This is a genomic window from Achromobacter sp. 1011811831 (assembly GCF_059760905.1).
In genome coordinates this window covers 1-21,246 of sequence record NZ_JCBANG010000101.1, presented here as the reverse complement: position 1 = coordinate 21,246, position 21,246 = coordinate 1, and the positions used below count along the sequence as shown (strand labels likewise).

General features: G+C 65.9%; 19 protein-coding genes. 4 read left to right on the top strand and 15 right to left on the bottom strand.

What is annotated here, in order from left to right:
• The 4 genes from AC6LJ9_RS26470 to AC6LJ9_RS26455 form a co-directional block, all read right to left on the bottom strand.
• A partial coding sequence (locus AC6LJ9_RS26470; protein WP_498149852.1) for a two-partner secretion domain-containing protein occupies positions 1 to 1,025 on the bottom strand: 1,025 nt, incomplete at its 3' end.
• Positions 1,026 to 1,217: 192 nt separating this feature from the next.
• On the bottom strand, positions 1,218 to 2,186 hold the full coding sequence (locus AC6LJ9_RS26465) for a FecR family protein (RefSeq protein ID WP_498149851.1): 969 nt from the start codon (positions 2,184 to 2,186) through the stop codon (positions 1,218 to 1,220).
• Positions 2,177 to 2,713: an RNA polymerase sigma factor gene (locus AC6LJ9_RS26460; RefSeq protein WP_349291598.1), complete on the bottom strand. Its 537-nt coding sequence runs from the start codon at positions 2,711 to 2,713 to the stop codon at positions 2,177 to 2,179. The genes AC6LJ9_RS26465 and AC6LJ9_RS26460 overlap by 10 nt, the downstream gene beginning before the upstream one ends.
• The gene (locus tag AC6LJ9_RS26455) at positions 2,706 to 3,374 is read right to left on the bottom strand and encodes an STN domain-containing protein (protein ID WP_498149850.1); all 669 of its coding nucleotides are present in this window, start codon (positions 3,372 to 3,374) and stop codon (positions 2,706 to 2,708) included. The genes AC6LJ9_RS26460 and AC6LJ9_RS26455 overlap by 8 nt, the downstream gene beginning before the upstream one ends.
• A gap of 274 nt (positions 3,375 to 3,648) precedes the next feature.
• Here AC6LJ9_RS26455 and AC6LJ9_RS26450 point away from each other — a divergent pair, with 274 nt between their 5' ends.
• The gene (locus tag AC6LJ9_RS26450) at positions 3,649 to 4,011 is read left to right on the top strand and encodes a hypothetical protein (RefSeq protein WP_498149849.1); all 363 of its coding nucleotides are present in this window, start codon (positions 3,649 to 3,651) and stop codon (positions 4,009 to 4,011) included.
• 18 nt (positions 4,012 to 4,029) lie between these two features.
• Here the strand turns inward: AC6LJ9_RS26450 and AC6LJ9_RS26445 are convergent, their stop codons facing one another.
• The 6 genes from AC6LJ9_RS26445 to AC6LJ9_RS26420 all read right to left on the bottom strand — a co-directional run bounded on the left by AC6LJ9_RS26445 (position 4,030) and on the right by AC6LJ9_RS26420 (position 8,519).
• The gene (locus AC6LJ9_RS26445; RefSeq protein ID WP_498149848.1) at positions 4,030 to 4,395 is read right to left on the bottom strand and encodes a cupin domain-containing protein; all 366 of its coding nucleotides are present in this window, start codon (positions 4,393 to 4,395) and stop codon (positions 4,030 to 4,032) included.
• 83 nt (positions 4,396 to 4,478) lie between these two features.
• The gene (locus AC6LJ9_RS26440) at positions 4,479 to 5,033 is read right to left on the bottom strand and encodes a helix-turn-helix domain-containing protein (protein WP_498149847.1); all 555 of its coding nucleotides are present in this window, start codon (positions 5,031 to 5,033) and stop codon (positions 4,479 to 4,481) included.
• A 154-nt stretch (positions 5,034 to 5,187) separates the two neighbouring features.
• The gene (locus tag AC6LJ9_RS26435; RefSeq protein WP_212312792.1) at positions 5,188 to 5,970 is read right to left on the bottom strand and encodes an aldolase; all 783 of its coding nucleotides are present in this window, start codon (positions 5,968 to 5,970) and stop codon (positions 5,188 to 5,190) included.
• Between the two features lie 12 nt (positions 5,971 to 5,982).
• Positions 5,983 to 6,618, bottom strand: a complete 636-nt coding sequence (locus AC6LJ9_RS26430; protein WP_498149846.1) for a glutathione S-transferase family protein — start codon at positions 6,616 to 6,618, stop codon at positions 5,983 to 5,985.
• A 175-nt stretch (positions 6,619 to 6,793) separates the two neighbouring features.
• Positions 6,794 to 7,756 carry a Bug family tripartite tricarboxylate transporter substrate binding protein gene (locus AC6LJ9_RS26425; protein ID WP_498149845.1) on the bottom strand — a complete coding sequence of 321 codons (963 nt, stop codon included), beginning with the start codon at positions 7,754 to 7,756 and terminating at the stop codon, positions 6,794 to 6,796.
• A 292-nt stretch (positions 7,757 to 8,048) separates the two neighbouring features.
• The gene (locus AC6LJ9_RS26420) at positions 8,049 to 8,519 is read right to left on the bottom strand and encodes a hypothetical protein (protein WP_498149844.1); all 471 of its coding nucleotides are present in this window, start codon (positions 8,517 to 8,519) and stop codon (positions 8,049 to 8,051) included.
• Positions 8,520 to 8,769: 250 nt separating this feature from the next.
• Here AC6LJ9_RS26420 and AC6LJ9_RS26415 point away from each other — a divergent pair, with 250 nt between their 5' ends.
• Positions 8,770 to 12,546, top strand: coding sequence for a hypothetical protein (locus AC6LJ9_RS26415; RefSeq protein WP_498149843.1), 3,777 nt, complete (start codon positions 8,770 to 8,772; stop codon positions 12,544 to 12,546).
• A gap of 268 nt (positions 12,547 to 12,814) precedes the next feature.
• On the opposite strand, the gene AC6LJ9_RS26410 is transcribed toward AC6LJ9_RS26415, so the two are convergent.
• The 4 genes from AC6LJ9_RS26410 to AC6LJ9_RS26395 all read right to left on the bottom strand — a co-directional run bounded on the left by AC6LJ9_RS26410 (position 12,815) and on the right by AC6LJ9_RS26395 (position 17,541).
• A complete protein-coding gene (locus AC6LJ9_RS26410) occupies positions 12,815 to 13,372 on the bottom strand; it encodes a hypothetical protein (RefSeq protein ID WP_498149842.1) in 558 nt (185 codons plus the stop codon).
• Entirely contained in the window at positions 13,350 to 14,078 is a 729-nt protein-coding gene (locus AC6LJ9_RS26405; protein WP_498149841.1) for a hypothetical protein, read from the bottom strand. Before AC6LJ9_RS26405 ends, AC6LJ9_RS26410 begins: the two co-directional genes overlap by 23 nt.
• A gap of 535 nt (positions 14,079 to 14,613) precedes the next feature.
• Entirely contained in the window at positions 14,614 to 15,711 is a 1,098-nt protein-coding gene (locus tag AC6LJ9_RS26400; protein WP_498149840.1) for a serine hydrolase domain-containing protein, read from the bottom strand.
• 279 nt (positions 15,712 to 15,990) lie between these two features.
• Positions 15,991 to 17,541 carry an MFS transporter gene (locus AC6LJ9_RS26395; RefSeq protein ID WP_498149839.1) on the bottom strand — a complete coding sequence of 517 codons (1,551 nt, stop codon included), beginning with the start codon at positions 17,539 to 17,541 and terminating at the stop codon, positions 15,991 to 15,993.
• A 137-nt stretch (positions 17,542 to 17,678) separates the two neighbouring features.
• On the opposite strand from AC6LJ9_RS26395, the gene AC6LJ9_RS26390 reads away from it, so the two are divergent.
• Positions 17,679 to 18,605: a LysR family transcriptional regulator gene (locus AC6LJ9_RS26390; RefSeq protein ID WP_498149838.1), complete on the top strand. Its 927-nt coding sequence runs from the start codon at positions 17,679 to 17,681 to the stop codon at positions 18,603 to 18,605.
• A 240-nt stretch (positions 18,606 to 18,845) separates the two neighbouring features.
• Here the strand turns inward: AC6LJ9_RS26390 and AC6LJ9_RS26385 are convergent, their stop codons facing one another.
• Positions 18,846 to 20,216, bottom strand: a complete 1,371-nt coding sequence (locus tag AC6LJ9_RS26385) for an MFS transporter (protein WP_498149837.1) — start codon at positions 20,214 to 20,216, stop codon at positions 18,846 to 18,848.
• A 99-nt stretch (positions 20,217 to 20,315) separates the two neighbouring features.
• Between AC6LJ9_RS26385 and AC6LJ9_RS26380 the strand changes: the two genes are divergently transcribed.
• Positions 20,316 to 21,218 carry a LysR family transcriptional regulator gene (locus AC6LJ9_RS26380; protein WP_498149836.1) on the top strand — a complete coding sequence of 301 codons (903 nt, stop codon included), beginning with the start codon at positions 20,316 to 20,318 and terminating at the stop codon, positions 21,216 to 21,218.
• Positions 21,219 to 21,246 lie beyond the last annotated feature (28 nt).

Sequence of the window (21,246 nt, the reverse complement as noted above, 5' to 3'; positions counted from 1 at the left end):
CGCACCAGCCCTGCCGTGCTGCCGGCCTTGATCGTCGTGCCAACCTCGTTGCCAGTGGTCGTCGACTTGACGTTGCCGTCGGTGCCGTAGCCCTTGCGGATGTAGAAGTCGTCGCCCGCCGCCAGCGCCGCCTGCCCGCGTGGCGTGGAGATCTGGCCGGCGTTGCGGACCTCGCTGCCCAGCAGCAGCACATAGCCGCCGCCGCGCGTGGCGCTGCCCGGTTCGTGCGTGGCGATGCTCGCGCCCGGCCGCAGCTCGATCTTGCCCAGCGCGTCCTTGAAGGTGGGCTGCGTGCCGTTGGCATCGGTGTAGATGCCCTTGTCGCGGAACTGCTCGTCGGTGATGGTGGCGGCGGCCGCCACCAGGTTGCGCGCGTTGACCTGGCTGGTGCCGGTGAAGATCACGCCGTTCTGGTTCACCACCAGCACCGTGCCGTCGGCCTTGATCGAACCGTGGATCTCGCTGGGTTTGGCGGACGCGCCCACCACGCGGTTCAGCACCGCGTCGGAAGCGTTCTGTTTGAATTGCAGCGTGGTGTCGCGGCCGACGTTGAAGCTGTCCCAGTTCAGGATGGCACGCGACTGTGTCTGCTCGATGGTCACGACCTGGCGGCCATCGGCCGCGCTCTTCTGCGGCGCCTTGGCGCCTTCCCATTTGGCCTGCGCGCCCTCGGCTGCCCACAGGCCGCCCGGCGTCAGCCCATCCGGCACGCCGGCGCCGTTGGCCGATGCCGCCGCGCGTGCGGCGGCCTGCGCCGCCTGCTGCGCGGCCACGGCCGCCGCCGTGCGGTTCAGGTTGTCGAGCGAGCGCTGCAGCTGCTGGCGCGACTGCGCCTGTTGCTGTGCGGCGTTACCGATGCCCGCCACGCTGCCGTCGGGCAGGCGGCCCGAGCGCTGCACAGCCGATTGCGCCGCGCCCTTGTCGGCGAACCAGCCGGGGCTGAAGGCCCGCGACTGCGCCTGCGCCGCGCCCGCCGCGCCGCCGGCGATCAGCAGCGCCGCGATCGCCTGCGAGGCCGGAGTCAAGCGCCAACCCGCTGGCGCGGCCCTGCGCATGCGCGCCGCCGGCGCCCCTGCGCCCGCCGTCGGATTCGTCGTTGCCCTGCCCGTGTCCCGTGCCCGCATCATCGCCTTTCCTTGTTCCAATCGCGCGTGTTCGCCACCTAGAGCAAGACAGACGGATGGAAAAGCGCCGACCGGAACCCTGTCACAAATAATTCACGACAGCAGCACGACCCCGGCTGGCAAGTGGGTCAGGCGCGCGCCATAGGCGTCGCGTATCAATTTCTCCGCGTCGGCGATCTGTGCCAGCGAGATGCGCGCCTGTACCAGGCGCTTGCCCAGTTGCTCGTTCATCAGCACCAGATGGCCACGGCGATAGCGGTTCAGCTCGTCCACCACCTGGGACAAGGGCTGCTGGTCGAACACCAGCCAACCCTGCCGCCAGGCAACGACACGATCCGTGTCCACCGGCGCCGGCGGCTGTACGCCTCGCCCGTCGTAGCGCAGCTCCCGCTGCGCGCCCAGGTCGAACACGCCCTGCGCATGCGTCAGGCGGACCGTTCCCGACAGGCAGCACAGCCGCGCCTCGCCGTCGACGTAACGCAGGTTGAAGCTGGCGTCGCGCGCCAGGATCCGGCCGGCGCCCGCGACCACCTGAGCGGGCTCGGCGCCAGCGCGCACCTCGGCCTCGCCGTCGGCCAGCTCGATGAGCTTGGCGCCGTCCGCGCCGACCGTTACATTGATGCGGGTCAGGGTGTTCATCTGCACGTCCAGCGCATCGCCCAGCGTCAGGCGACGCTGCTCGCCGCGCGCGGTACGGTAGTCGGCGGACAGCTCGCCGATGCCCGGCCACAGCCCCAGCGGCGGGCGCAGCGCCAGATAGGCGGCCGAGGCCGCCACCGCGCCGCCCAGGAATGCGCGCCGCCCCATGGCCGGCCGTCGCGCGGGCGCCCTGGCGCGCGCCGCGCTTTCCTCCCGCAGCGCGGGGCCCAGCGCGCGCCAGAGTCCCTGCTGTTCGGCAAAGGCGGTCTCGTTCCCGGGATCCGCCCGCCGCCAGCGCTGGAAGTCCTCCGCGTCGGCCTCGGTGGCGCGCCCCGACGTCAGCAACAGCAGCCAGGCCTGCGCCTCAGCTCTCGGCCCGGCGCCCGCTTTTTTCCTTGCGCGCGGCATCATCATCAAGGCCATGGCTCCCCGCCCTGTTCATCGCCCGCGCGCAGCGCGCGGCCGCAGTGGTCCAGCGCGCGCTTGATTTCCTTGGAGACGATGCGCTCCGACACACCGTAGCGCCTGGCGATCTCCGCATGCGGCAATTCATGCACGCGCGCGGCCAGCAACATCTGCTGGGTGCGCTCAGGCAATCCGCGCAACGCCCGGCGAAAGACCTCGATCTCGCTGCGACCCTGCGCGATGCGCGCGGGGTCCGAGGCTTCGTCCGCCACATTGATCAGTTCGCCGATCTCCACGCCCGTCAGCAGCCGTGAATCCCGACGCCTGTGATCCTCGGCGGCGTTCAGCGCCATCCGGAACAGATAGGCCGCCGGCTGCTGCACCGGCATGCCCGGCGGCAGCTCGTTGACTTTGAGGAACGCCTCCTGCATCGCGTCGTGCGCCAGGTCTTCCGATCCCAGCCGGCGCTTGAGCTGATTGCGAAAGTCGTTGTAGCGCTCGAGAAACAGCGCTTTCAGAAACCCCGGCGTCTTGCCCTCAGCCACCGGATGCGCCCTCAAGCATGTCGCATTGCCTTGCCGCGCGCGGCTCCAGCAGCACGGTCACGGGCTGCGGCAGATCCACCGGCAAAGGGCCCGCGCGCATGTCCGCCAAGGCATGCTCCAAGGCCTGGTCGCGCGCGGCCTGGCCGCTGCGGGTGATCCAGTTCATCTTGCTGACGCGCGCATCCCCGTCGAACCACAGTTGTACCAGCGCGCGGTAGCCGCCGGGCGCGGTGCCGGCCGCCGCGCACAGGACGCGGCGCAACGCGGCCTGCAGGCTGGCGGCATGGGCGGTGTCGCGCAGGCGTGGCTGCCGTGGACGCGCCGGCCGCGCGTCCGCCACCAGAGTGAACGAATACTCGCTGGCATAGCGGATCGACAGGGGCGACCCGGCCAGCAGCCTGCGCAGCGCATCTCCCGCCGTATATCGGCCGTCCAGGGCTGGCGCCTGCCGACCCTCGGTCAGACCGCTGTCGACCAACACGGTCATGCCGCTGGCCCGGCTATAGGCGACCAGCGCCTGGCTCAGCGGCTGGGCCGGTATGGCAAACGGGATCAGGGCGGACGGCGCTTCCGCCCGCGCCAGGATGGGCGGCCAGCACAGGGCCAGCGTCAGGCAGGCGCCGCCCGTGCGCAGGCACAGGCCGGCGAAACGGACCGTCATCGCCACGAAAGGATAGAGGAATGGACAGGCATCGCCTCGGCGGCGCAACCGCGCCACCCGCTCCGACACACGAAAGCCGCCATGCTAGGGGCGGTGGGTGACGCAATCGTGACAAGCCGGCATGAGCGGGGCGGACCACCGTCTTATACCCGTCACCCAAAGCGGTGAACCTGTCCCTATACTGGATTCACGCGCTCGTGGCGGGCATGAGTCCTCGCGGCGGGCGCGGGCCGGTCCGGCACATGGCCGGCATGGAAGAACCTTAGGAGCGCATATGCGCCTGCACACCCTGTTCCTGGCGGCGGCCCTGGCCGCCGCCTCCGCGATGGCCGCCGAAACGCAGGGCCAGCCGTCCGGCACGGCAACGTCCGGCGCGACGACGCCCGACGCCAAGGCCGGCAAGGCGGCCACGGCCTGCATCGACACCGAGGTCAATGGCTATCGCGCCCTGTCGTATGAATGCCTGAACCAGAAGATGGCGCCGGACGCCGCGCCCAAGCCGCCGCCCACGCTGGAGTCGGAGGCCATCACCCACCGCCCGCCCAACCAGATGGGCCTGCCCACGCCGGCCACCATCGGCAACCGCATGGGCAATACCTTCGGCACCTCGGCCTACCCGCAACGGCCCTCGCCCTGAGGCGCGCGCCGGCGGCGCTCAGCCCTGGCGCGAAATGAAATAGATCTTCTTGACGAACTGGTCGACTTCCCAGCGGCCGGTATAGCCTTCGGGCATGACGAAGCTCGAGCCCGGCACCAGCTCGTGGACCGTGCCGTCCGGATCCACCAGGCGCGCCGCGCCCTCGACGATATGGCCGAACTCGACATAGCCGGTGGTGTTGGCCTGGAAGCTGCCGGCCGTGCTTTCCCAGACGCCGGCCTCGGCCTTGCCGGCCAGCCCTTCGAAGGCCGTTTCGGTGCGGAACGCGGCGTCGCCGGAAATGGGACGCCGGGGCTTGCCCGGCACGGGCTGTTTCATGGGGCCGGGATCGATGCGGACCAGCCGCGATTGGTCATGTTTCAAGGCGGATCTCCAGATGGGGTGGCCGGCGGGGCGCAATGCCGCCGTGGACACCGGGAATAGACGGTGGAATCGGACGGACGGCCTCAGTGGGCGGCCACCACCAGCACCTCGGCCTGCGTCCGTCCCACGGTGCGCATGCGGTGCGGCAGCTCGGAATCGAAGTACAGCGAGTCGCCGGCGTCGAGCCGGAACTGGCGCTCGCCCACCTGGACCTCGATGGCGCCCTTGAGCACCAGCAGGAATTCCTCGCCGGGATGCGGGAACACCGCCGCCGCGTCGGGGAATTCGCGCGGCGGGTGCACCACGAAGGGTTCCATGGCCTTGACCTTGCGGCGGCCGGCCAGCGATTCATAGCGGTATTCCGCGCCCAGCCCGCCACGCTGCAAGGCCTCGCGATCGGCCACGCGCACCAGGCTGACGAGTTCGTCCTGCGCGTCCTGGTCGGAACCGACCAGTTGCGACACGCCCACGCCGTAGGCTTCGGCCAGGCGCAGCACGGTGGAAATCGACGGCTCGCTCAGCCCTCTTTCCAGCTTGGAAAGATAGCTCTTGGTCAGGCCCGTGCGTTGCGCCAGCTGCTCCAGGGACAGGGCTTGCTGGCGGCGCAGGGTCCGCAATCGGTGAGGCAGGTCGATCATGGGCGGGCGTGGAGCGGAAAACAACAGATAAGCATGCCCTAAACGCGCCTGTCCGTCGAGCGGCCCCGCCCCGCGCCGGCCAGCGGTCGACGCCGGCCCGAAGCGCCGCCGGGCGGACTGACGCACGCGCCGCCGCCCCGTAGCGCGGCCCGCCTCAGCCCAGCACGTCGCGATGCGTCCTGAGCGCCCGCCGCGCGTAGTAGGCGAAACCCGCCTGCGAGCGGCGCGGCGTCAGGATCCAGTCGTGCGCCTCGCGCCCAAGCGCCGGCGGGATCGGCTGGATCGCGCCTGCCGCCATCGCCAGCAGCTGCATGCGCGCGGCGCGCTCGAACTGCAGCGCCAGCACGCAGGCTTCCTCGACCGAGCCGGCCGCCACCAGCATGCCGTGGTGCGACAGCAGGATGGCGCGCTTGTCGCCCAGCGCCGCCGAGATGATCTCGCCTTCCTCATTGCCGACCGGCACGCCGGGCCAGTCCTTCAGGAAGGCCACGTCGCCGTACAGCGGACAGTTGTCCATGTGCGAGATTTCCAGCGGCACCTCCAGCATCGACAAGGACGCCGCGTGCAGTGGATGCGTGTGGATGATGCAGTTCACGTCCGGCCGCGCGCGGTAGATCCAGGAATGGAAGCGGTTGGCGGGGTTCGGCATGCCGCCGCCCTCCTGCACCCGCAGATCCTCGTCCACCACCAGCAGGTTGTCCGCCGTGATCTCGTCAAAGCCCAGTCCCAGCCGCTGCGTGTAGTAGCGCCCGGCCTCGGGCGCGCGCGCCGTGATCTGCCCGGCCAGCCCGGAATCATGCCCGCCGTCGAACAGGATGCGGCAGGTCAGCGCCAGCTTCTGGCGCAGCGTCCATTCCGGCGCGTCGAGCTTGCGCTCCATGTCGGCCTGCGCGCGCGCGATCAATTCCTCTTTCGACAAGTGCATGGTGTCGGCCATTTCTATGCTCCTTCAAGCCGTTTCCAGCAACGGCGTAAAGCCCGGCAAGGCCCGCATGCGGGCCAGCCAGGCATGGACATGGCGCAGGGCCGACAGATCGTAGCCGCCCTCGTGCGCCATGCTCGTATAGGGATACAGCGCGATGTCCGCGATGGTCGGCGCGTCGCCAACCAGGAACTCGCGCCCCGCCAGGTGCGCATCCATCAGCGCCGCCGCCTTCATGCCCTGGCGCCGCCACTCCCGCATGGCCGGATCGTCCACCCGGGCCGTGCCGCGCAGATGGATCAGCAGGCGCGGCTGGGCGAAGGCGTGCATGTGCTGCGTCTGCTCGAAGCTCAGCCAGCTGCTCACCTGTGCCTGCGCCAGCCGCGCATCGGGCAGCCAGGACGTGCCCTGCCCCAGGTACCACAGGATCGCCTGCGACTCGGCCAGCCACAGCCCCTCGGGCGTCAACAGCGCCGGCACCTGGCGCCACGGATTGATGGCGGCAAAGGCCTCGGTCTCCAGATCGCCCTGCACGATATCGAAGGTCCGGCGGCGCAGCGCCAGCCCCATGTAGCCGCAGGCCAGCCGGATCTTCCAGGCATTGCCCGAGCGCAGCGTGTCGGCCAGTTCCAGCGGCTGCCCCGCCAGCGGATGTACAGGCATGTTCATTTCAGTCGTCCATGAAACAAGCGCCGCCAAAGGCGCACAGAACAGATTCAGGCAAGAACCAAGCGTCGGCATAAAGCAGACCTCCCAAAGCGCGGCTGCGCGGATCCGGCTCCGCCGGTCCGCAGCAGCGCCCCCTGGGGGGAGCGCGCCAGCGCTCGGGGGGGGCCATTCACTCTATCTTGATGTCGGCGCGCTTGACGATCTCGGTCCATTTTGCCTTCTCGGCCGCGATGAAGCGCTGGTACTCCTCGGGCGCGCCGCTATAGAGCTGCGTGCCCTGCGCCGCCAGCTTCTGCTTCAGCTCGGCCGAAGCCAGCGTCTGGCGCAGCGCGGCGTTCAGCTTCTGCGCCACCTCCGGCGGCGTGCCCGCCGGCGCGAAGAACGCGTTCCAGGAACTCATCTGCAGGCCCGCATCACCCGCCTGCGCGCTGGGCGGCACGCCCGGCGCCGACGGCAGCGGCTGGTCGCTGGCCACCGCCAGCGCGCGCAGCTTGCCCGCCGCGACGTGCGGCATGATGACGGGGCTGGCGTCCATCACCACATCCACCTGGCCGCCGATGGCCGCGTTCACCGCCTCGCTGCCGCTCTTGAACGGAACGTGCACGATGTCCAGGCCGGCCGTCATCTTCAGCAGCTCCAGCCCCAGATGCGGCGAGCTTGCCTGCCCGGCCGAACCGAAATTGAGCTTGGCCGGGTTGGCCTTGGCATAGGCCGCGAACTGCGCGAAATCCTGGGTCGGCAGGCTCGCCCGCACCGCCAGCAGGTACGGCGACCCCGACACGAGGCCAAGCGGCACATAGCTGTCCGCGTCATAGGCCAGCTTGCGGTAGATCAGCGGGTTGACCACCTGCGTGCCCACCGTGCCCATGAAGATCGTGTAGCCGTCCGCCGGCGCGCTGGCCGCCAGCTGCGCCGCGATCACCCCGCCCGCGCCGGGCCGGTTCTCGACCACGACCGGCTGGCCCAGCGCGTCGCCCAGGCCCTTGCCGACCTGGCGCGCAACGATGTCCGTGATGCCCCCGGCGCCGAACGGCACCACCAGCCGCACGGGGCGGTCCGGATAGGCGGCCTGCGCCGCGACGCCCCAGGCTGCCGTCAGCGCCAGCATGGCGCTCATGGTCCAACGTTTCATCTCTGTCCCCTTGCTCTTGCGGTTCTTTCCGCTATCGAGCGTACGCGCCATCGCGCCGCCACATGACACAAAGTGTCCTATAGAGCATTGATTTTCCGCAAGCGGGATCTTGTGAGGATAAACCCTGAGCAGCGGGAATAAAGTCCGCCCTTTTGTTGAAGTTCGCCTTTCGGCTTTAGTCGACAACACCTGCCATTTCGCAGGCATCTTCTCTTATTCTTTGCGGAAGGACAGCCTGCAGGCTGAAGAAAGGCGAACTTTGCGATAAACGGGATTAAATTAGCGCGACAGTTCAAGCCGCCAGATTTGGGATATGCCCGTACGGGAATTGTGGACGAGACATGGACGTCTCGACGCACTCCGCTATAAGTTGGGAGTTGTAAGAGAAGAAAGCCGTGCCTTGTATGGAAGGCCCGGAGGCCCCTGTGGTCAGTGGCTGCTTCCGGCCAACAGCTGACATTCGGCGACCACCAAGGCGACCTACGGGAAAAGGCAAAAACTGGGCCGGAACCACACTGGCAGTTTCTGAGCCGCAAATCGAGCTGAACGGACATTCGTTCAGGCTGGCCCTTTTGAGGCCGCCGATCATTCTCGAGGAAATAGCATAGGCAGCACCACCGGCGGCGCCGATGCCGATGCCGATGCCGATGCCGACGCCAGCGTCAATCGGATCAAGAAGTTCTTCGGCAACGTGAAGGGCAAACGCATTTTGTTCACGAACGGCCAAGATAGCGCGGCGCTCAAGCATCTCGAGACGATTCACGTGCTCCGCAACTAGCAGAAATCGCTCGGGTGGCGCCCCAACAGTCTCTCCACCGGATCGCACGAGTTCGCGCTCGTGCCGTGACCACCGGCGCTGGAGCGCCAGCTCAGCAAGCCAGTCGCAGGCGTCATGCGTGGCGACGGATCAACTGACAGTTCGGTCGTGGCCGTGGCGAACCAACCATCGCTTGACCGCTTTTTGTTCTCTCGCACGCTCTCCTATACTTGCTGCAAGGAGGGGTTGAAGGACGATGTTCGAAATTACTGGCGCACAAGTCGCCGACCTTAATGACGCCGATCTGCGAACACTCGTCGCACGTCTCGCCTTGGCAGAATTGCGGGCGCAGGGTTGCCCCAGTTCTTCGGTAACTTCTGGCGGCAACCAGGATGCGGCCGATGGCGGGCTTGATGTCCGGGTCGAGTGCCCGTCCGCACTGCCAAGGCCGGATTTCGTGCCGCGCCAGCACACAGGGTTTCAGGTAAAAAAGCCCGACATGCCGGCGAGTGCAATCCGCGATGAGATGCGTCCTGGCGGCAGGCTACGGCCGGTCATCACCGAATTCGCCGCTCGCTCAGGCGCTTACATCATCGTCAGCGCGCAAGGATCGGTCGCAGACAAGCCCCTGAGCGATCGTCGCGATGCGATCCGGGCGCAGCTCGACGATCTGCCTGAGGCCGGGCAGTTGCATAGCGACTTTTACGATCGCGACCGGCTGGCGACATGGGTCAATCACTATCCCGGAATCGCCGCTTGGGTCCGCACGCGGCTCGGCATCGGAATGTCGGGCTGGAGCAGCATCGGCGATTGGTGCGGCGTCGGCGTGAGCGAGGAGACGCCCTATCTCTTCAACGACAAGGCCTGCCTAACCGATGAAAGAACGAGCGACCGCGAGCAACTCACCATCGGCGAGGGTATCGCCCGGCTTCGCGTCTCTCTGAGCAAAGCTCGCCAATGTATCCGGTTGATCGGCTTGTCCGGCCTCGGAAAGACTCGTCTCGTGCAGGCACTGTTCGAGGAAGGTGTGAGCGAGGCGCCGCTCGATCCGGGGTTCGCCGTCTATACCGACTATTCGGCGGAGACTGACCCGACCGCACGGGACATGGCGCGCCAGCTGGTGATCGCAAGACGACGCGCGATCCTAATCGTCGACAACTGTAACCCGGCGACGCACAGCGAACTGGCCCGAATCTGTTCGGAAGCTGAGAGCCAAGTCAGTCTCTTAACTGTCGAATATGATGTTCGCGACGACGAGCCCGAGCGTACCGAGGTCTTTCGCCTGCAATCAGCATCGCCCGAAATGGTGGAACAGTGGCTGGAAAAGACCTTCCCCAATTTGACGCAGGTCGATCGGCGAACCATATCGGAGTTCAGCGACGGAAACTTCCGCGTGGCGCGCGCTCTCGCCGACACGCTCGGAAAAGGCGAAACCCTGGGAAAGCTCAAGAGCCGCGACCTCTTCGAGCGGATTTTTCATCAGCGCAACGAGCCTGACCGGGATCTGCTTTCCGCTGCCGAAGACCTTGCCCTGCTCTATTCGATCGATGGCGAGGACACTTCGGAAGGCGGTGAACTTGTGCGGGTCGCCGCTATTCGCGGTGTTCCAGTGGCGGCGATATATGCGGCGCTGAACGCGCTTCGGCAGCGGGGGATCGTGCAGCTGCGGGGACGGTGGCGCGCTATCCTGCCGCATGCGATCGCCAACCCGCTCGCCGGGTTCGCCCTTGAACGCATACCGCCAGCCGATTTCGATCGCTTCTGTGCGTCGCTTACACCGAGGATGCAGAAGTCCCTTTCGCGCCGCCTCGGCTATCTGCACGACAGCGCCGAGGCGCGGGCCGCGGTCGAGCGCTGGCTCCGTGCAGACGGGCCACTCGGCGATCTTGCAGCATTGGGAGAAGACGGCCTTCAGATCATCGCCAACATCGCCCCGGTCGAGCCCGATGCCGTGCTCGTGAGGATCGAGCGAGATATTGCCGGCCCAAATGGCGGTGAGATACTCGATCCGCAGTCGAGCAACCGGTGGCAATGGATACGGTTGATCAAACTCCTCGCTTACGATCCGCCGCTGTTTGACCGCGCTGCAAGCTTGCTTGCGCGGTTCCTTTCCGCTGAATCGCCCCACCACCGCAACAACTCGGCATCGGACATGTTCGCCGAGCTGTTTCACCTACACCTTTCCGGCACCAAAGCTTTGCCAGATCAACGGCGAGCGCTCGTTCGCCGGTTCGCGCAATCGGGTGATCCAGCTTTGGTGCGCTGTGCTGGCGTCGCCCTCGACGCGCTGCTGGAGGCGCACCATTTCAATTCATCCAGCGACTTCGACTTCGGCGCCCGGTCACGGGACTATGGCTGGCACCCGCCGACCTATGTTGACATCTGGGCCTGGTACAACGGCGCGGTCGACTTGGCGGTGGAGCTCTCGCCAATGATCGAAAACGCAAGAGACCACCTTGCCCACAGTGTAAGAGTGCTGTGGCACTTCGCCCCCTGCCACGACGCGCTCGAACGGGCAGCAACCCACTTTTCTTCCGAGCGACCTTGGATCGAGGGGTGGATCGGCTTCCGCACAGCGCTGCGCTTCGAGGGCGACGCGATGCCGGATGAGGTGCGCGCCCGTCTCGTAGCGCTCATCGAACGTCTGAAACCCACCGATCTTCTCCATCAGGCCCGTGCGGTCGTACTTGGGCGCAGCAGTTTCGGTTGGGATGTGGCTGATGGCGATGCGGATGACGGCGACGTCATAAAACCCTATGAACGCGCCTCGAAGCTGGCGAAAGAGATCGGTACCGCACTCGCGCACGACACGGAGACGCGCGCTGTCTTCATCGCCGAACTGCTAGCCGAACAAAATCCGCAGCGCGCCTATGAATGCGGCATTGGCCTGTCGGAGGGTGCCGCCGATCTTGATGCGATGTGGCGGGAACTGCTGGACCTCTACTCCACCGCCGAGGCGGACAGCCGGAATGCGACGGTGCTGGGCGGGTTTATCCATGGCGCGCACGCCAAGGATTCGGCCTTTGCCAACGCTACGCTAGAGGATGTGATCCAAAATCCCGATCTCGCCGCGAGTCTGCCGTATCTTCAGGCGCGTGTTGCTATCGATGCCCAAGGCATAGCGCGGCTTCGGCGTGCGATCGAACGTGGCGTCCTTTCGGCGCGGAATTTTCAAAGTATCGCCAATGGCAGTGTCGAGGAGTCTCCACCCGACGCGCTTGGCCCGCTGCTCACCGACATCGGCAATCTGGCCGATGGCGTCGAGATCGCGCTCGATATATTGCACATGCACTTCTACCGCGATCGGGAAGAAGGCCGTCAACGTGCGCCATCCTTGATCGCTGTTGGCCGTGAGCTGCTACTGCGCGCTGACTTCGGAAAGAAGCAGTCGTTACGCGATTTTGGGCTGCATACCGTTATTCGGGTCTGCTGCGCCGGACCTGATGGAGAGGCGACATTGCGGGAAATCTGCGCTCGCGTTCGGGCAGGACTGGAGACCGCCTATCTCTCGTCCTACGATCTTGGTTATGTCCTCAAGGCGATCTTCGAGACCCATCCCCTGATCGCACTCGACGAACTCCTGCTCCCCGAACTCGGGCCGAGCAATCGGAGGCTGTTTGAGCGGGGCTTCGGGTCTGGCACGCCGGAGGAAGATGTCGGCGCCGAGACCCTTGTTCAGTGGGCGAATATCGATCCGGATCGGCGCTATCCGCTGCTCGGAGAGAGCATCCCCATGTTCAAGCGGCAGCAGGGCGAAGAGGAGAATGGTATCTCCACGCTCTTCCTGGAAATATTGGGCCACGCGCCAGACAAGCGGGCGTTCCTCGGTGATCTCTGGTCGCGGCTGCATCCGCGCAGCTGGAGCGGATCGCTCGCCGATATCCTGGTTCGGCGTCGCGCGGCTATCACAACGCTGGGTGACAATATTGGAGGCGAGGTTCGGCAATTGGTCACTGACATGCTGCCCGAACTCGAATGCTGGATCGAACATGAGAGCAAGCGCGATCGGGAAGGCGAACAGAGTTTCGAATAGCTGCTGATCCGAGCGCCCCAGCGAGGCTCTGACGCCGATCACGGCTTTCGCGGAGTCTTAGGCCAGGCCCGCTCTGCCCTTTGCATTCCTTCCTCTCGGCTTCGCGCTGGGCGAATGGCCGGTTTTGGCACACCGCTGCCGAACGGCTGCTCAGGGTCGAAAGCAGAAATCGCTTGCAGAGGCGGGAACCTCTGCGTGCAAAACACAGATCATCGTTCCGGAAGAAATCAGATCTATGAGGCTAGCCTCGTTTCTTCGAGAAGAATTCTTATTCTCTCAGCACCGGGATGCGATACCCGCCCACATACTCTTGAGCTGTAACTTGAATGCACATGGACACGTTCCCGCGGCGATCTTCGCAACTTCCGACGATTAGACGACCACCTTGGCTGCCCAAAGTATTGACCGTGTGTTGAAGTTCAACCTTTTCCTCTCGAAGGAGCCTAACCGAATTTGCAGTGATGCCGTACCAAATGACCATAGTCAGAGCAGTGATGATGAGAGCAGGAGCGAAGACGAACAAGGTCGCGTGCTTGGCGGCACGGCGGAATGCATTAGCTGCCTCCCGAGCTCCTGTATTCGCATCTTTGACCCGTCCGGTAAGAATATCTGCGGCTGCAAGAACTGCTTTCTCGAGCTCTTTGTTTATCGCTGCCGACACTGTTCCGGGCAACGACTTTCCTTGTACGTCAAGATTTGTTGATACCAACTCCATTGCGCGTATCGCGTCTCTAGTCTGCTTCTGGTCACGAAGCGCCGCCTCCAGCAAGGTCGCGAGAACATCGTGTACATGTGTAAGATCTTTAGAGGCTGAACGATGGTCCATCTCGCTTAAGCTCCAATTCTCGCGACAATCTTTTTTGCTGGTATCGTCGTTGATGATTTAGTTCCTTTGCCTGCTGCCTGACTCGCTCGAAGTATGTCTCTCTGACCAATCTGTGGCTAAGAAGGAGATCTCGTATATCTGCCAAAAGGATGTAGCGAATGCCCATATCCCTGTTGTAAGTGACCACCAGACCGCCAGATGTGCCTTGAAGTCCACCATGCGAATACGCAAGTAGCTCTAGGTAATGTTTGTATGCCACGCGCGTCTCGTCATCGATCGTTCTCAATACGGCAGCCCGTCCTGCCCCTTCCGTGAACTGCTCCAAACTTGTGGAGGACGCCTTGCTGTCGCCGAAATCAAGATATGGGACCACCCGAGAAACCAGGCTTCCAACTTTCTCCGATGTCTCGATATACCAATGAATCTCGCGCGAAACAGACTGCAGCCGCGCGTTTCCTCCTAATGTGCGTTCGAGCATCAAGCGCTTTGTCTCCTCCTTCAACGAATCATTTTGCTCACGTTTGAACTCGATCAAGCGGGTAACACCCGCGTTCTCGATCAGCACATCCCCTAAAGGTCGGTCCATGGGGGATTGCTGCAGCAGATTTACGCACATGGGGCGCACCTCTCCGCCGGTCAGTTGCCCCACGATCAAGCCCAAACTGTAAAGAAAGTTTCCTATGACAATGTTTTCGTACGGGTCCATAGAGTCTGCACATCCGTGGAGGTCTGATTGGAACAAACGACGGCACAACTGATTAACGGCAGCACTTTTGTATTCTGTAGTTGAGACGGTGAGCCAATGAGAACTCTTCTAGCCTTTGCACTTCGATAGATCAAATTCCAAGCACGGTTTGTCGCATAAGTGGCAAGGCTTGAATGACCGCATAGCAGCCCTGTCTTAAAGGAAGCTTCGGGTCGATAGCAGACGAAGTCGAGGCCACGCTAGCTTCTGGTCGACGTGGTGCGCGATTGATCTGTCCACCGTGAAAAAGGCGAGCTTTGGCATAAATATCTGCACTCCGAAGACGTGGAGTCCGGAAAAGGCGAACTTTGGTCGAACAACAATCTTCGCCGTTCCCCTATGGAAAAAAGGCGAACTTTATTTCGACCGCTCAAACCCTGAGTGACAGGAGTGACTGACGCCCGATGCCCGGGCGAGTTCAGCGCATACCCTCCTCCGGCGCAGGATCCGCGTGCGTCATGGACCGCCGCCGCCCCGGCCGCGAACCGCTTGCCTATCATGGGCAGTCCGCGTCTGCGAACATGCGCGCCAGCGCCAGGAATTCGGCGGGCCGGACCCTGGCGACGTCGCCGCCGCCGGGCTTCACGTCCCGCTTGTGGGCGATGACCATCCGGCGTCCGGGCACCACGAGAATGAACTGGCCGTAGTAGCCCCACGCCATGTAGGCGCCGGCCAGCGGCGAGGAAGGCGGCTCGTCCAGCACCCACCAGAGCAACCCGTAGTCCAGGCCCCGCTCCGCGGTGCGCGGCGGGTGCATCTGCGCGGCCGGCGTGACGGGCCGCAGCATCGCGTCGACCCAGTCTTGCGGAATGAGCTGCTGCCCGTCCCAGCGCCCTTGCTGAAGCATGAGCTGGCCCAGGCGGCTCATGTCGCGCGTGGACAGCAGAAAGTGGTAGGCCGGGTGCACCGAACGCGACGCGTTGGGATGCTTGTGCTGGCTCGACAGCTTGAAGTCTTCCATGTGCAACGGAACCGCGATGTCGCGCGCGAACGCCTCGTAGATGTCCTGGCCCGTCGCCATCTCGAAAGCGGTGCCCGCCGCATTGAAGTCCCAGTTGTTGTAGAGGAAGTAGCTGCCGGGTTCCTGCGAGCCGCGCGGCGGCGCATGGTCGGCATCGTCGCCGGGATTGGCGGCCGCGTGGTACACGCCCGAGCGCGACGCCAGCAGGTCCCGCACTCGCGCCCGTCGCTCGATGGGCAGCAGGCCGCCGGTGTCGTCGATGCCCAGTTCGCCGAGCGTGCGGTCCAGGTCGATCACGCCGCTGTCGACATAGCGTCCATACAGCATCGCCAGAATGCTCTTGCGCACCGAATACACGATGCTCGGCCTGTCGAGCGCGCCGTAGCCGAACAACTGCTTGCCATCGACCACCACCATCATCGAGGTCGTGGGCAGGGCCTGCAAGCGCTGGCGCGCGGCGGCGATGGTCTGCCGGCAAACCGCGCCCAGTCCGGCTTGCGGATGCACGCCCCACGTGCCCTGTTCCGGCGCGCGCGCCAGATCGACGTCATTCCGCGCCCAGGAGCAGGCTCCGGTCATGGCCGTCAGCACCAGGGCCCCGATGGCGCTGGCCCATCGATAGCGCGCCTTCATCGGGCTGCGTCCAACCGTGATTCAAGCCCGGCGGGCTGGTCATGACATGCCTCCGGGTGCGGCCTGTTGGGCAACCTGCTTGTTTGCATCTCGATTCTCCGATCCCTTGAACATGAACGGCCGTTCAACGCCGCCGATCCACCAGTTGCGGGGCCGAGGCAGCCCATGCAGCAACAGTAGGCGAGCATGTTCCAGGATAGCGGCGGCGTGTGGCCTTCGGCGACGGTAGTGCGCGCCACCCCACCAGGCCGCCAGACTGCGCCGTTGCCCCGAGCGGATTCAGCGCGCGCCCGCCTCCGGCGCCGGATCCATCATCGGCTGTCGCAGCGTCACGATGCACACCACGGCCGTCAGGATCGAAAGCACCGCCAATGCGCCAAAGATGTCCTGGAACGCGGCGGTATACGCGCGATGCGCGTATTCGACCACCGTGGCTTGCATGGTCCCGCCAGCGGCAGGCAAGCCGTGTCCGGCGCCGGCTCCGATCTGGCTGGCGATGACCGTGGCGCCTTGCGGCAGCACAAGCGCGTCGGCCAGGGCCGCCGCCTCCAGCTTCAGCGCGGTCAGGCCGATCAGCACCGCGCCTATGGCGGCAATGGCGATGGCTTCCCCCGCCACGCGCATGGTGGTGAAGATGCCTGCCGCCATGCCCGCGCGCTCCTTGGGCACCACGCTGACCGACAGGGCATCCATCAAGCCCCAGGGCAGGCCATTGCCGATGCCGATCAGCAGCATCGGAATCGCCATCGACCACAGGCCGCCATCCGGCGACAGGCGCATCAAGGCCCAGGAGCCGAGCGCCGAAATGAGAAAGCCGATGCCCGACAGCAGGCCGGGCGAGACGTGTTGCGCGATGCGTCCGGCCAGCAGCGGCACCACCAGCATCGGCGCGGTCAGCGGCAGGATGGCCAGGCCGGCCGTGAACGCGTCGCGCCCCTGGATGACGATGAACCAGATCGGCAGATAGACGATCAGGGCGATGAAGCTGAAGCCCGTCGCCACGGGCAGCAACTGCACGCCGATGAAACGCGGGTAGCGGAACAGGGACAATTCCAGCATGGGCCGCGGACGCCGCGACTCCACGGCGACGAAAGCAGCCAGCAGGACCGCCGTGCCGACCAGCAGCGACAGCACCCTCGGGCTGGTCCAGCCGTCTTGCGGACCGCGCACGATGCCGAACGTCAGCGCCACCAGCGCGGCCGTGAACAGCAGCGTGCCCGGCCAGTCGATGCCTTGCGCCGCCGGGTCGCGCGATTCCCTGATCCGGCGCGTCCCCAGCAGCAGGATCAAGACCGCGATCAGCGCGATGGCGAAGTACAGCGCGCGCCAGCCCAGGCGCTCGATCAGGAACCCGGACGCCATCGGTCCGAATGCAAGGCCGACGCCGAATGCGGTCCCCAGGAAACTGAACGCCCGCGTGCGTTGCGCGCCCTCGAACTCCTGCGCCAGCAGCGAGGTCGCCGAGGTCAGCACCAGGGCGCCGCCCAGGCCTTCGACGGCGCGCAGCAGATTGAGCAGCAGCAGGTTGGGGCTCAGGCCGATCAGCAGGGACGTGACGATGAATGTCCAGAGCCCCGCCACGAAGCAACGCTTGCGGCCGATCTGGTCGCCGATCGCGCCCGCCGCCATGACGCAGCCGCCGAAGGCGATGGCATAGGCGTTGACGATCCAGCCCAGGGCGGACTGATCGCCGCCCAGGTCGCGCCCGACCGCCGGCGTGGATATCGCCGGGCCGGTGAATACCAGGGGGATGATGATCGCGGACACGCAGATCGCCGCCAGCACCTTGTACCGGTCGTCCACGGCGGCCGGGGTATGGGTCTTTTCCATCACAGCTCCGATGCGCCCTCCGTCCGCGCCGGGTGCGCCGGGAGCCGAGGGCATTGATGAATGCCCACAGACTAATTAATTCATCAAACGAAGTTAATATGGCTGGATTACATATCACTTCTGCAAAATATGAAGATATGAACGGCACCGAGTTCGAGCAGGTCACGGCTTTCCTGGCCGCCGTCGAGCATGGCGGCTTCACCGCGGCCGGCCTGGCGCTGGGGCGCGATGGCTCCATCCTCTCGCGCCGCGTCACGGCGCTTGAAAAGCGCCTGGGCCTGCGCCTGATGGAGCGGACCACGCGGCGGCTGGCCTTGACGGAAGCGGGCGAGACCTTTCATCAGCGCATGCGCGGCGCCCTGTCCGCCTTGCAGGAGATCGAGCAGGACACCGCGGCCACGGCCGCCAGCGTGCGCGGCACGCTGCGCATCGCCCTGCCCGCGACCTTCGGGCGGATGTGGGTCGCGCCCATCCTGCCCGCCTTCCTGGCCGCCCATCCCGACGTGATCGTGGAAGCGGCCTTCGAGGACCGCTATGTCGATCTGGTGGCGGAGTCCTTCGACGTGGCGATCCGCATCGGCACATTGACCGACAGCAGGCTGGTGGCGCGCAGGCTCGCGCCCTCGCGGCGCATGCTGTGCGCCGCGCCCGCCTATCTGCAGGCGCGCGGCCGGCCGGCCCAGCCGGCCGATCTGGCCCGGCATGCCTGCCTGGGTTTCTCCCGCCTGGCCTCGCATCCGCTTTGGCATCTGCGTGAGGACGACAAGGTCACCTCCGTTCGCATCAGCGGCCCGCTGGTCACCGACGATGCGCACAGCCTGGTGCAGGCCGCCGTTGCCGGCGCGGGCATCGCCATGGTGTCCGACTGGCTGGCCGGCCCCGAACTGTGCAGCGGCAAGCTGGTGCCGGTGCTGCCCGAACATCCCGTGCAAGACAGCGAGGCGATTTACCTGGTGCATCCTTCCGCGCGCCTGGTTCCGGCCAAGACGCGGGCATACGCCGACTGGATCTCGGCGGCGCTGGGCGCCAGGCCGTGGCGGCATCCTGGATCCACGCCGCCATGACGTATTGCCGGCAAGCGCCCCATGCCCACATGAAACAATCTCGGCACAGGGTCGCCGCGGTGTCCATTGCCGCAATGTGGCCGTGGTGCCTGGCCTTGAAACCCAGGCATCCCGCATGAATTCCGGCAGCCCGGCTGGCGCCGTCGCGGGAATGCCGGACGGCCTGGTCGCCCATCCCCCCCGCGCGCCCCGGGCGATCGAGGGCCTGCCGATGAAGCGAAGGGCGGCGGAGGTGGCGCGTCAAGCCACGGCCCGCTCCGTTCCCATCCGAAACCAGCACAACGCGCTGGCCGCCAGCAACAGCGCCACCGCGATGCCGATCGACAGATGCATGCCGCGCATGAAGGCCTGCGGCTCGGTATCCCGAAGCAAATAACCAAAGACCGCCACGCCCAGCATGCCGCCGACCTGCCGCGCGGAATTGAGCACGCCCGAGGCAATGCCCGCCCGGGAGGCGTCCACCGATGACAGCGTGGCGTTGGTCATGGTCGGCACCATCAGGGCGATGCCGCTGGCCGCCATCAGCATCGGCACGACCAGCAGCCAATAGCTGCCGTCCACGCTGACCGGCATCAGCAAGCCATAGCCGACCGCCGCCAGGGCCAGCCCCAGGACCATCAGCACGCGGGCGCCCAGGCGCGTGATCAGGCGTCCCGCCAGCACATTGACGGCCATCAGCACGATGGTCATGGGCAGGAAGGCCAATCCCGTCAGTTGCGGCGAGAGCTGCTGTTGCACCTGGAAGAACAGGCTGAACACGAAGATCAAGCCGTAGTAGGCGAAGTTCACGATCACGCCAGCCAGGGAGGCCACCGCGAAAGTCGAGACCTTGAACAATTCCAGAGGCAGCATGGGCGAGCGCCCGCGAGCCTCGATCCAGATGAAGCCCAGGATGGTGGCGGCCGCCGCCCACAAGCCGCCTTGCACCAGGCCGTGCGTCCAGCCGAGCCGGGCGGCTTCGGTCAGGGCCATGGTAAGCGCGGCCAATGCCAGGATGGCCGCGCCCTGCCCCGCCCAGTCCAGGCCGCGCCGACGAGCCCCGCCATGCGCCGCCACGTGACGCAGCGTCAGATGGATTCCGATCAGGCCGATGGGCAGGTTGATGAGAAAAATGCTGCGCCAGCCCATATGCGTCACCAGCATTCCGCCCAGCACCGGGCCGGCGGCCAGCGACACGCCGCCAAATGCACCCCACCAGCCCACCGCGCGGCTGCGCTGCTCGCGATCGGGAAAGGCCTGCTGCAACATGGCCAGCGAGTTCGGCACCAGCAATGCCGCCCCCAGTCCTTGGACCAAGCGGGCGGCGATCAGCATCCCCAGGCTGCCGCTCAGGCCGCACGCGGCCGAGGCCACGGTGAACACCAGGAAGCCCGCCAGGAAGATGCGCCGCGCGCCCAGCCGGTCCCCGAGCGCGCCGCTGGTGAGCAGCAGCGCGGCGAAGACCAGCGTGTAGGCATTGATGACCCATTGCAGGCCGGCCACGTCGGTGGCGAATTCCTGTCGCAACGCGTCCAGCGCGACGTTGACGACGCTGACATCCAGCAAGACAACCACGAAGCCAAGCGCGGCCGCCGCCAACGTGCCGCGCGCCGAAGTCGAGGGTAAAGACATGAAGTGCATCCTATGAAACCGATGGGCTGTCATGTTGGAGCCAGGCCATATGCGCGTAAATTCCCTAAAATTGCAATCGACACTGGAGAAAACGCACAGATGTTCGATTGGGAGAACCTACGTCATTTCCTGGCGGTCGCCCGCGAGGGCACCTTGTCGGGCGCCGCCCGCTCGCTGAAGGTGGACCACGCCACCGTCAGCCGTCGTCTGGCCGCGCTGGAAGCCGAGTTGCAGGCGCCCCTGGTCGAGCGCCTGCCCCGCTCGTGCCGCCTGACGCCCCTGGGCCTGCGGCTCCACGAGCAAGCCCAGGCCATGGAAACATCGGCGTTTGCCTTGGAGCGGCTGGCGCGGGCCAGCCAGGAACCGATGGCGGGCAAGGTGACGCTCAGTGCGCCGCCGGTGCTGGTGACGCACTTGCTGGCGAGACGGCTGGCGGATTTTCGCCGCGCGCATCCGGCGATCCAGCTGTCCGTGTCGGCCCAGGCGCAGCAGGTATCGCTCAATCGGCGCGAGGCCGATGTCGCGCTGCGGCTGGTGCGGCCGCGAGAGTCCAGCTACCTGGTTCGCAAGCTTGGCCAGATGCCTTTCGCGCTCTATGCCAGCTCGGACTACGCGGCCTTGCGGCAGCCCGACAGCTGGACCTTCATCGCCTATGACGCTCAGTTTTCCGACATGCCGCAACAGCGCTGGCTGCTGGACATCGCCGGCCAGCGGGCCATCAGCTGCGAGTTGAGCGATATCAGCAGCCACCTGGCGGCGGCGCGCGCCGGAGCCGGCGTCGCCGGCCTGCCCTGCTTTCTTGGCGATCACTGCCCCGAGCTGCTGCGGCTGGATCACGGCGGGCCCGCGTTCTCGCGCGACATCTGGCTGGTGGTGCATCGCGACCTGCGCCGCTCCGCGCCCGTGCGGGCCGTCCTGGACTTTGTCGCCGATACCGTCGCGGCGCAATCAGGCTTCAGCCTTGCACGCCCCTGGCCCGGCATTGGCAACGCGCCGCCATGAACCGCCCCGGCCGGGCGCAGGGCGAGTC

Excerpts from the sequence above, each read along its gene's own strand:
- AC6LJ9_RS26430 (WP_498149846.1), bottom strand. The coding sequence starts at position 6,618 with ATGCCTGTACATCCGCTGGCGGGGCAGCCGCTGGAACTGGCCGACACG.
- AC6LJ9_RS26435 (WP_212312792.1), bottom strand. The coding sequence starts at position 5,970 with ATGGCCGACACCATGCACTTGTCGAAAGAGGAATTGATCGCGCGCGCG.
- AC6LJ9_RS26450 (WP_498149849.1), top strand. The coding sequence starts at position 3,649 with ATGCGCCTGCACACCCTGTTCCTGGCGGCGGCCCTGGCCGCCGCCTCC.
- AC6LJ9_RS26410 (WP_498149842.1), bottom strand. The coding sequence starts at position 13,372 with ATGGACCATCGTTCAGCCTCTAAAGATCTTACACATGTACACGATGTT.
- AC6LJ9_RS26390 (WP_498149838.1), top strand. The coding sequence starts at position 17,679 with ATGAACGGCACCGAGTTCGAGCAGGTCACGGCTTTCCTGGCCGCCGTC.
- AC6LJ9_RS26440 (WP_498149847.1), bottom strand. The coding sequence starts at position 5,033 with ATGATCGACCTGCCTCACCGATTGCGGACCCTGCGCCGCCAGCAAGCC.
- AC6LJ9_RS26385 (WP_498149837.1), bottom strand. The coding sequence starts at position 20,216 with ATGTCTTTACCCTCGACTTCGGCGCGCGGCACGTTGGCGGCGGCCGCG.
- AC6LJ9_RS26415 (WP_498149843.1), top strand. The coding sequence starts at position 8,770 with ATGTTCGAAATTACTGGCGCACAAGTCGCCGACCTTAATGACGCCGAT.
- AC6LJ9_RS26465 (WP_498149851.1), bottom strand. The coding sequence starts at position 2,186 with ATGGCCTTGATGATGATGCCGCGCGCAAGGAAAAAAGCGGGCGCCGGG.
- AC6LJ9_RS26425 (WP_498149845.1), bottom strand. The coding sequence starts at position 7,756 with ATGAAACGTTGGACCATGAGCGCCATGCTGGCGCTGACGGCAGCCTGG.
- AC6LJ9_RS26400 (WP_498149840.1), bottom strand. The coding sequence starts at position 15,711 with ATGAAGGCGCGCTATCGATGGGCCAGCGCCATCGGGGCCCTGGTGCTG.
- AC6LJ9_RS26380 (WP_498149836.1), top strand. The coding sequence starts at position 20,316 with ATGTTCGATTGGGAGAACCTACGTCATTTCCTGGCGGTCGCCCGCGAG.
- AC6LJ9_RS26455 (WP_498149850.1), bottom strand. The coding sequence starts at position 3,374 with ATGACGGTCCGTTTCGCCGGCCTGTGCCTGCGCACGGGCGGCGCCTGC.
- AC6LJ9_RS26405 (WP_498149841.1), bottom strand. The coding sequence starts at position 14,078 with ATGGACCCGTACGAAAACATTGTCATAGGAAACTTTCTTTACAGTTTG.
- AC6LJ9_RS26395 (WP_498149839.1), bottom strand. The coding sequence starts at position 17,541 with ATGGAAAAGACCCATACCCCGGCCGCCGTGGACGACCGGTACAAGGTG.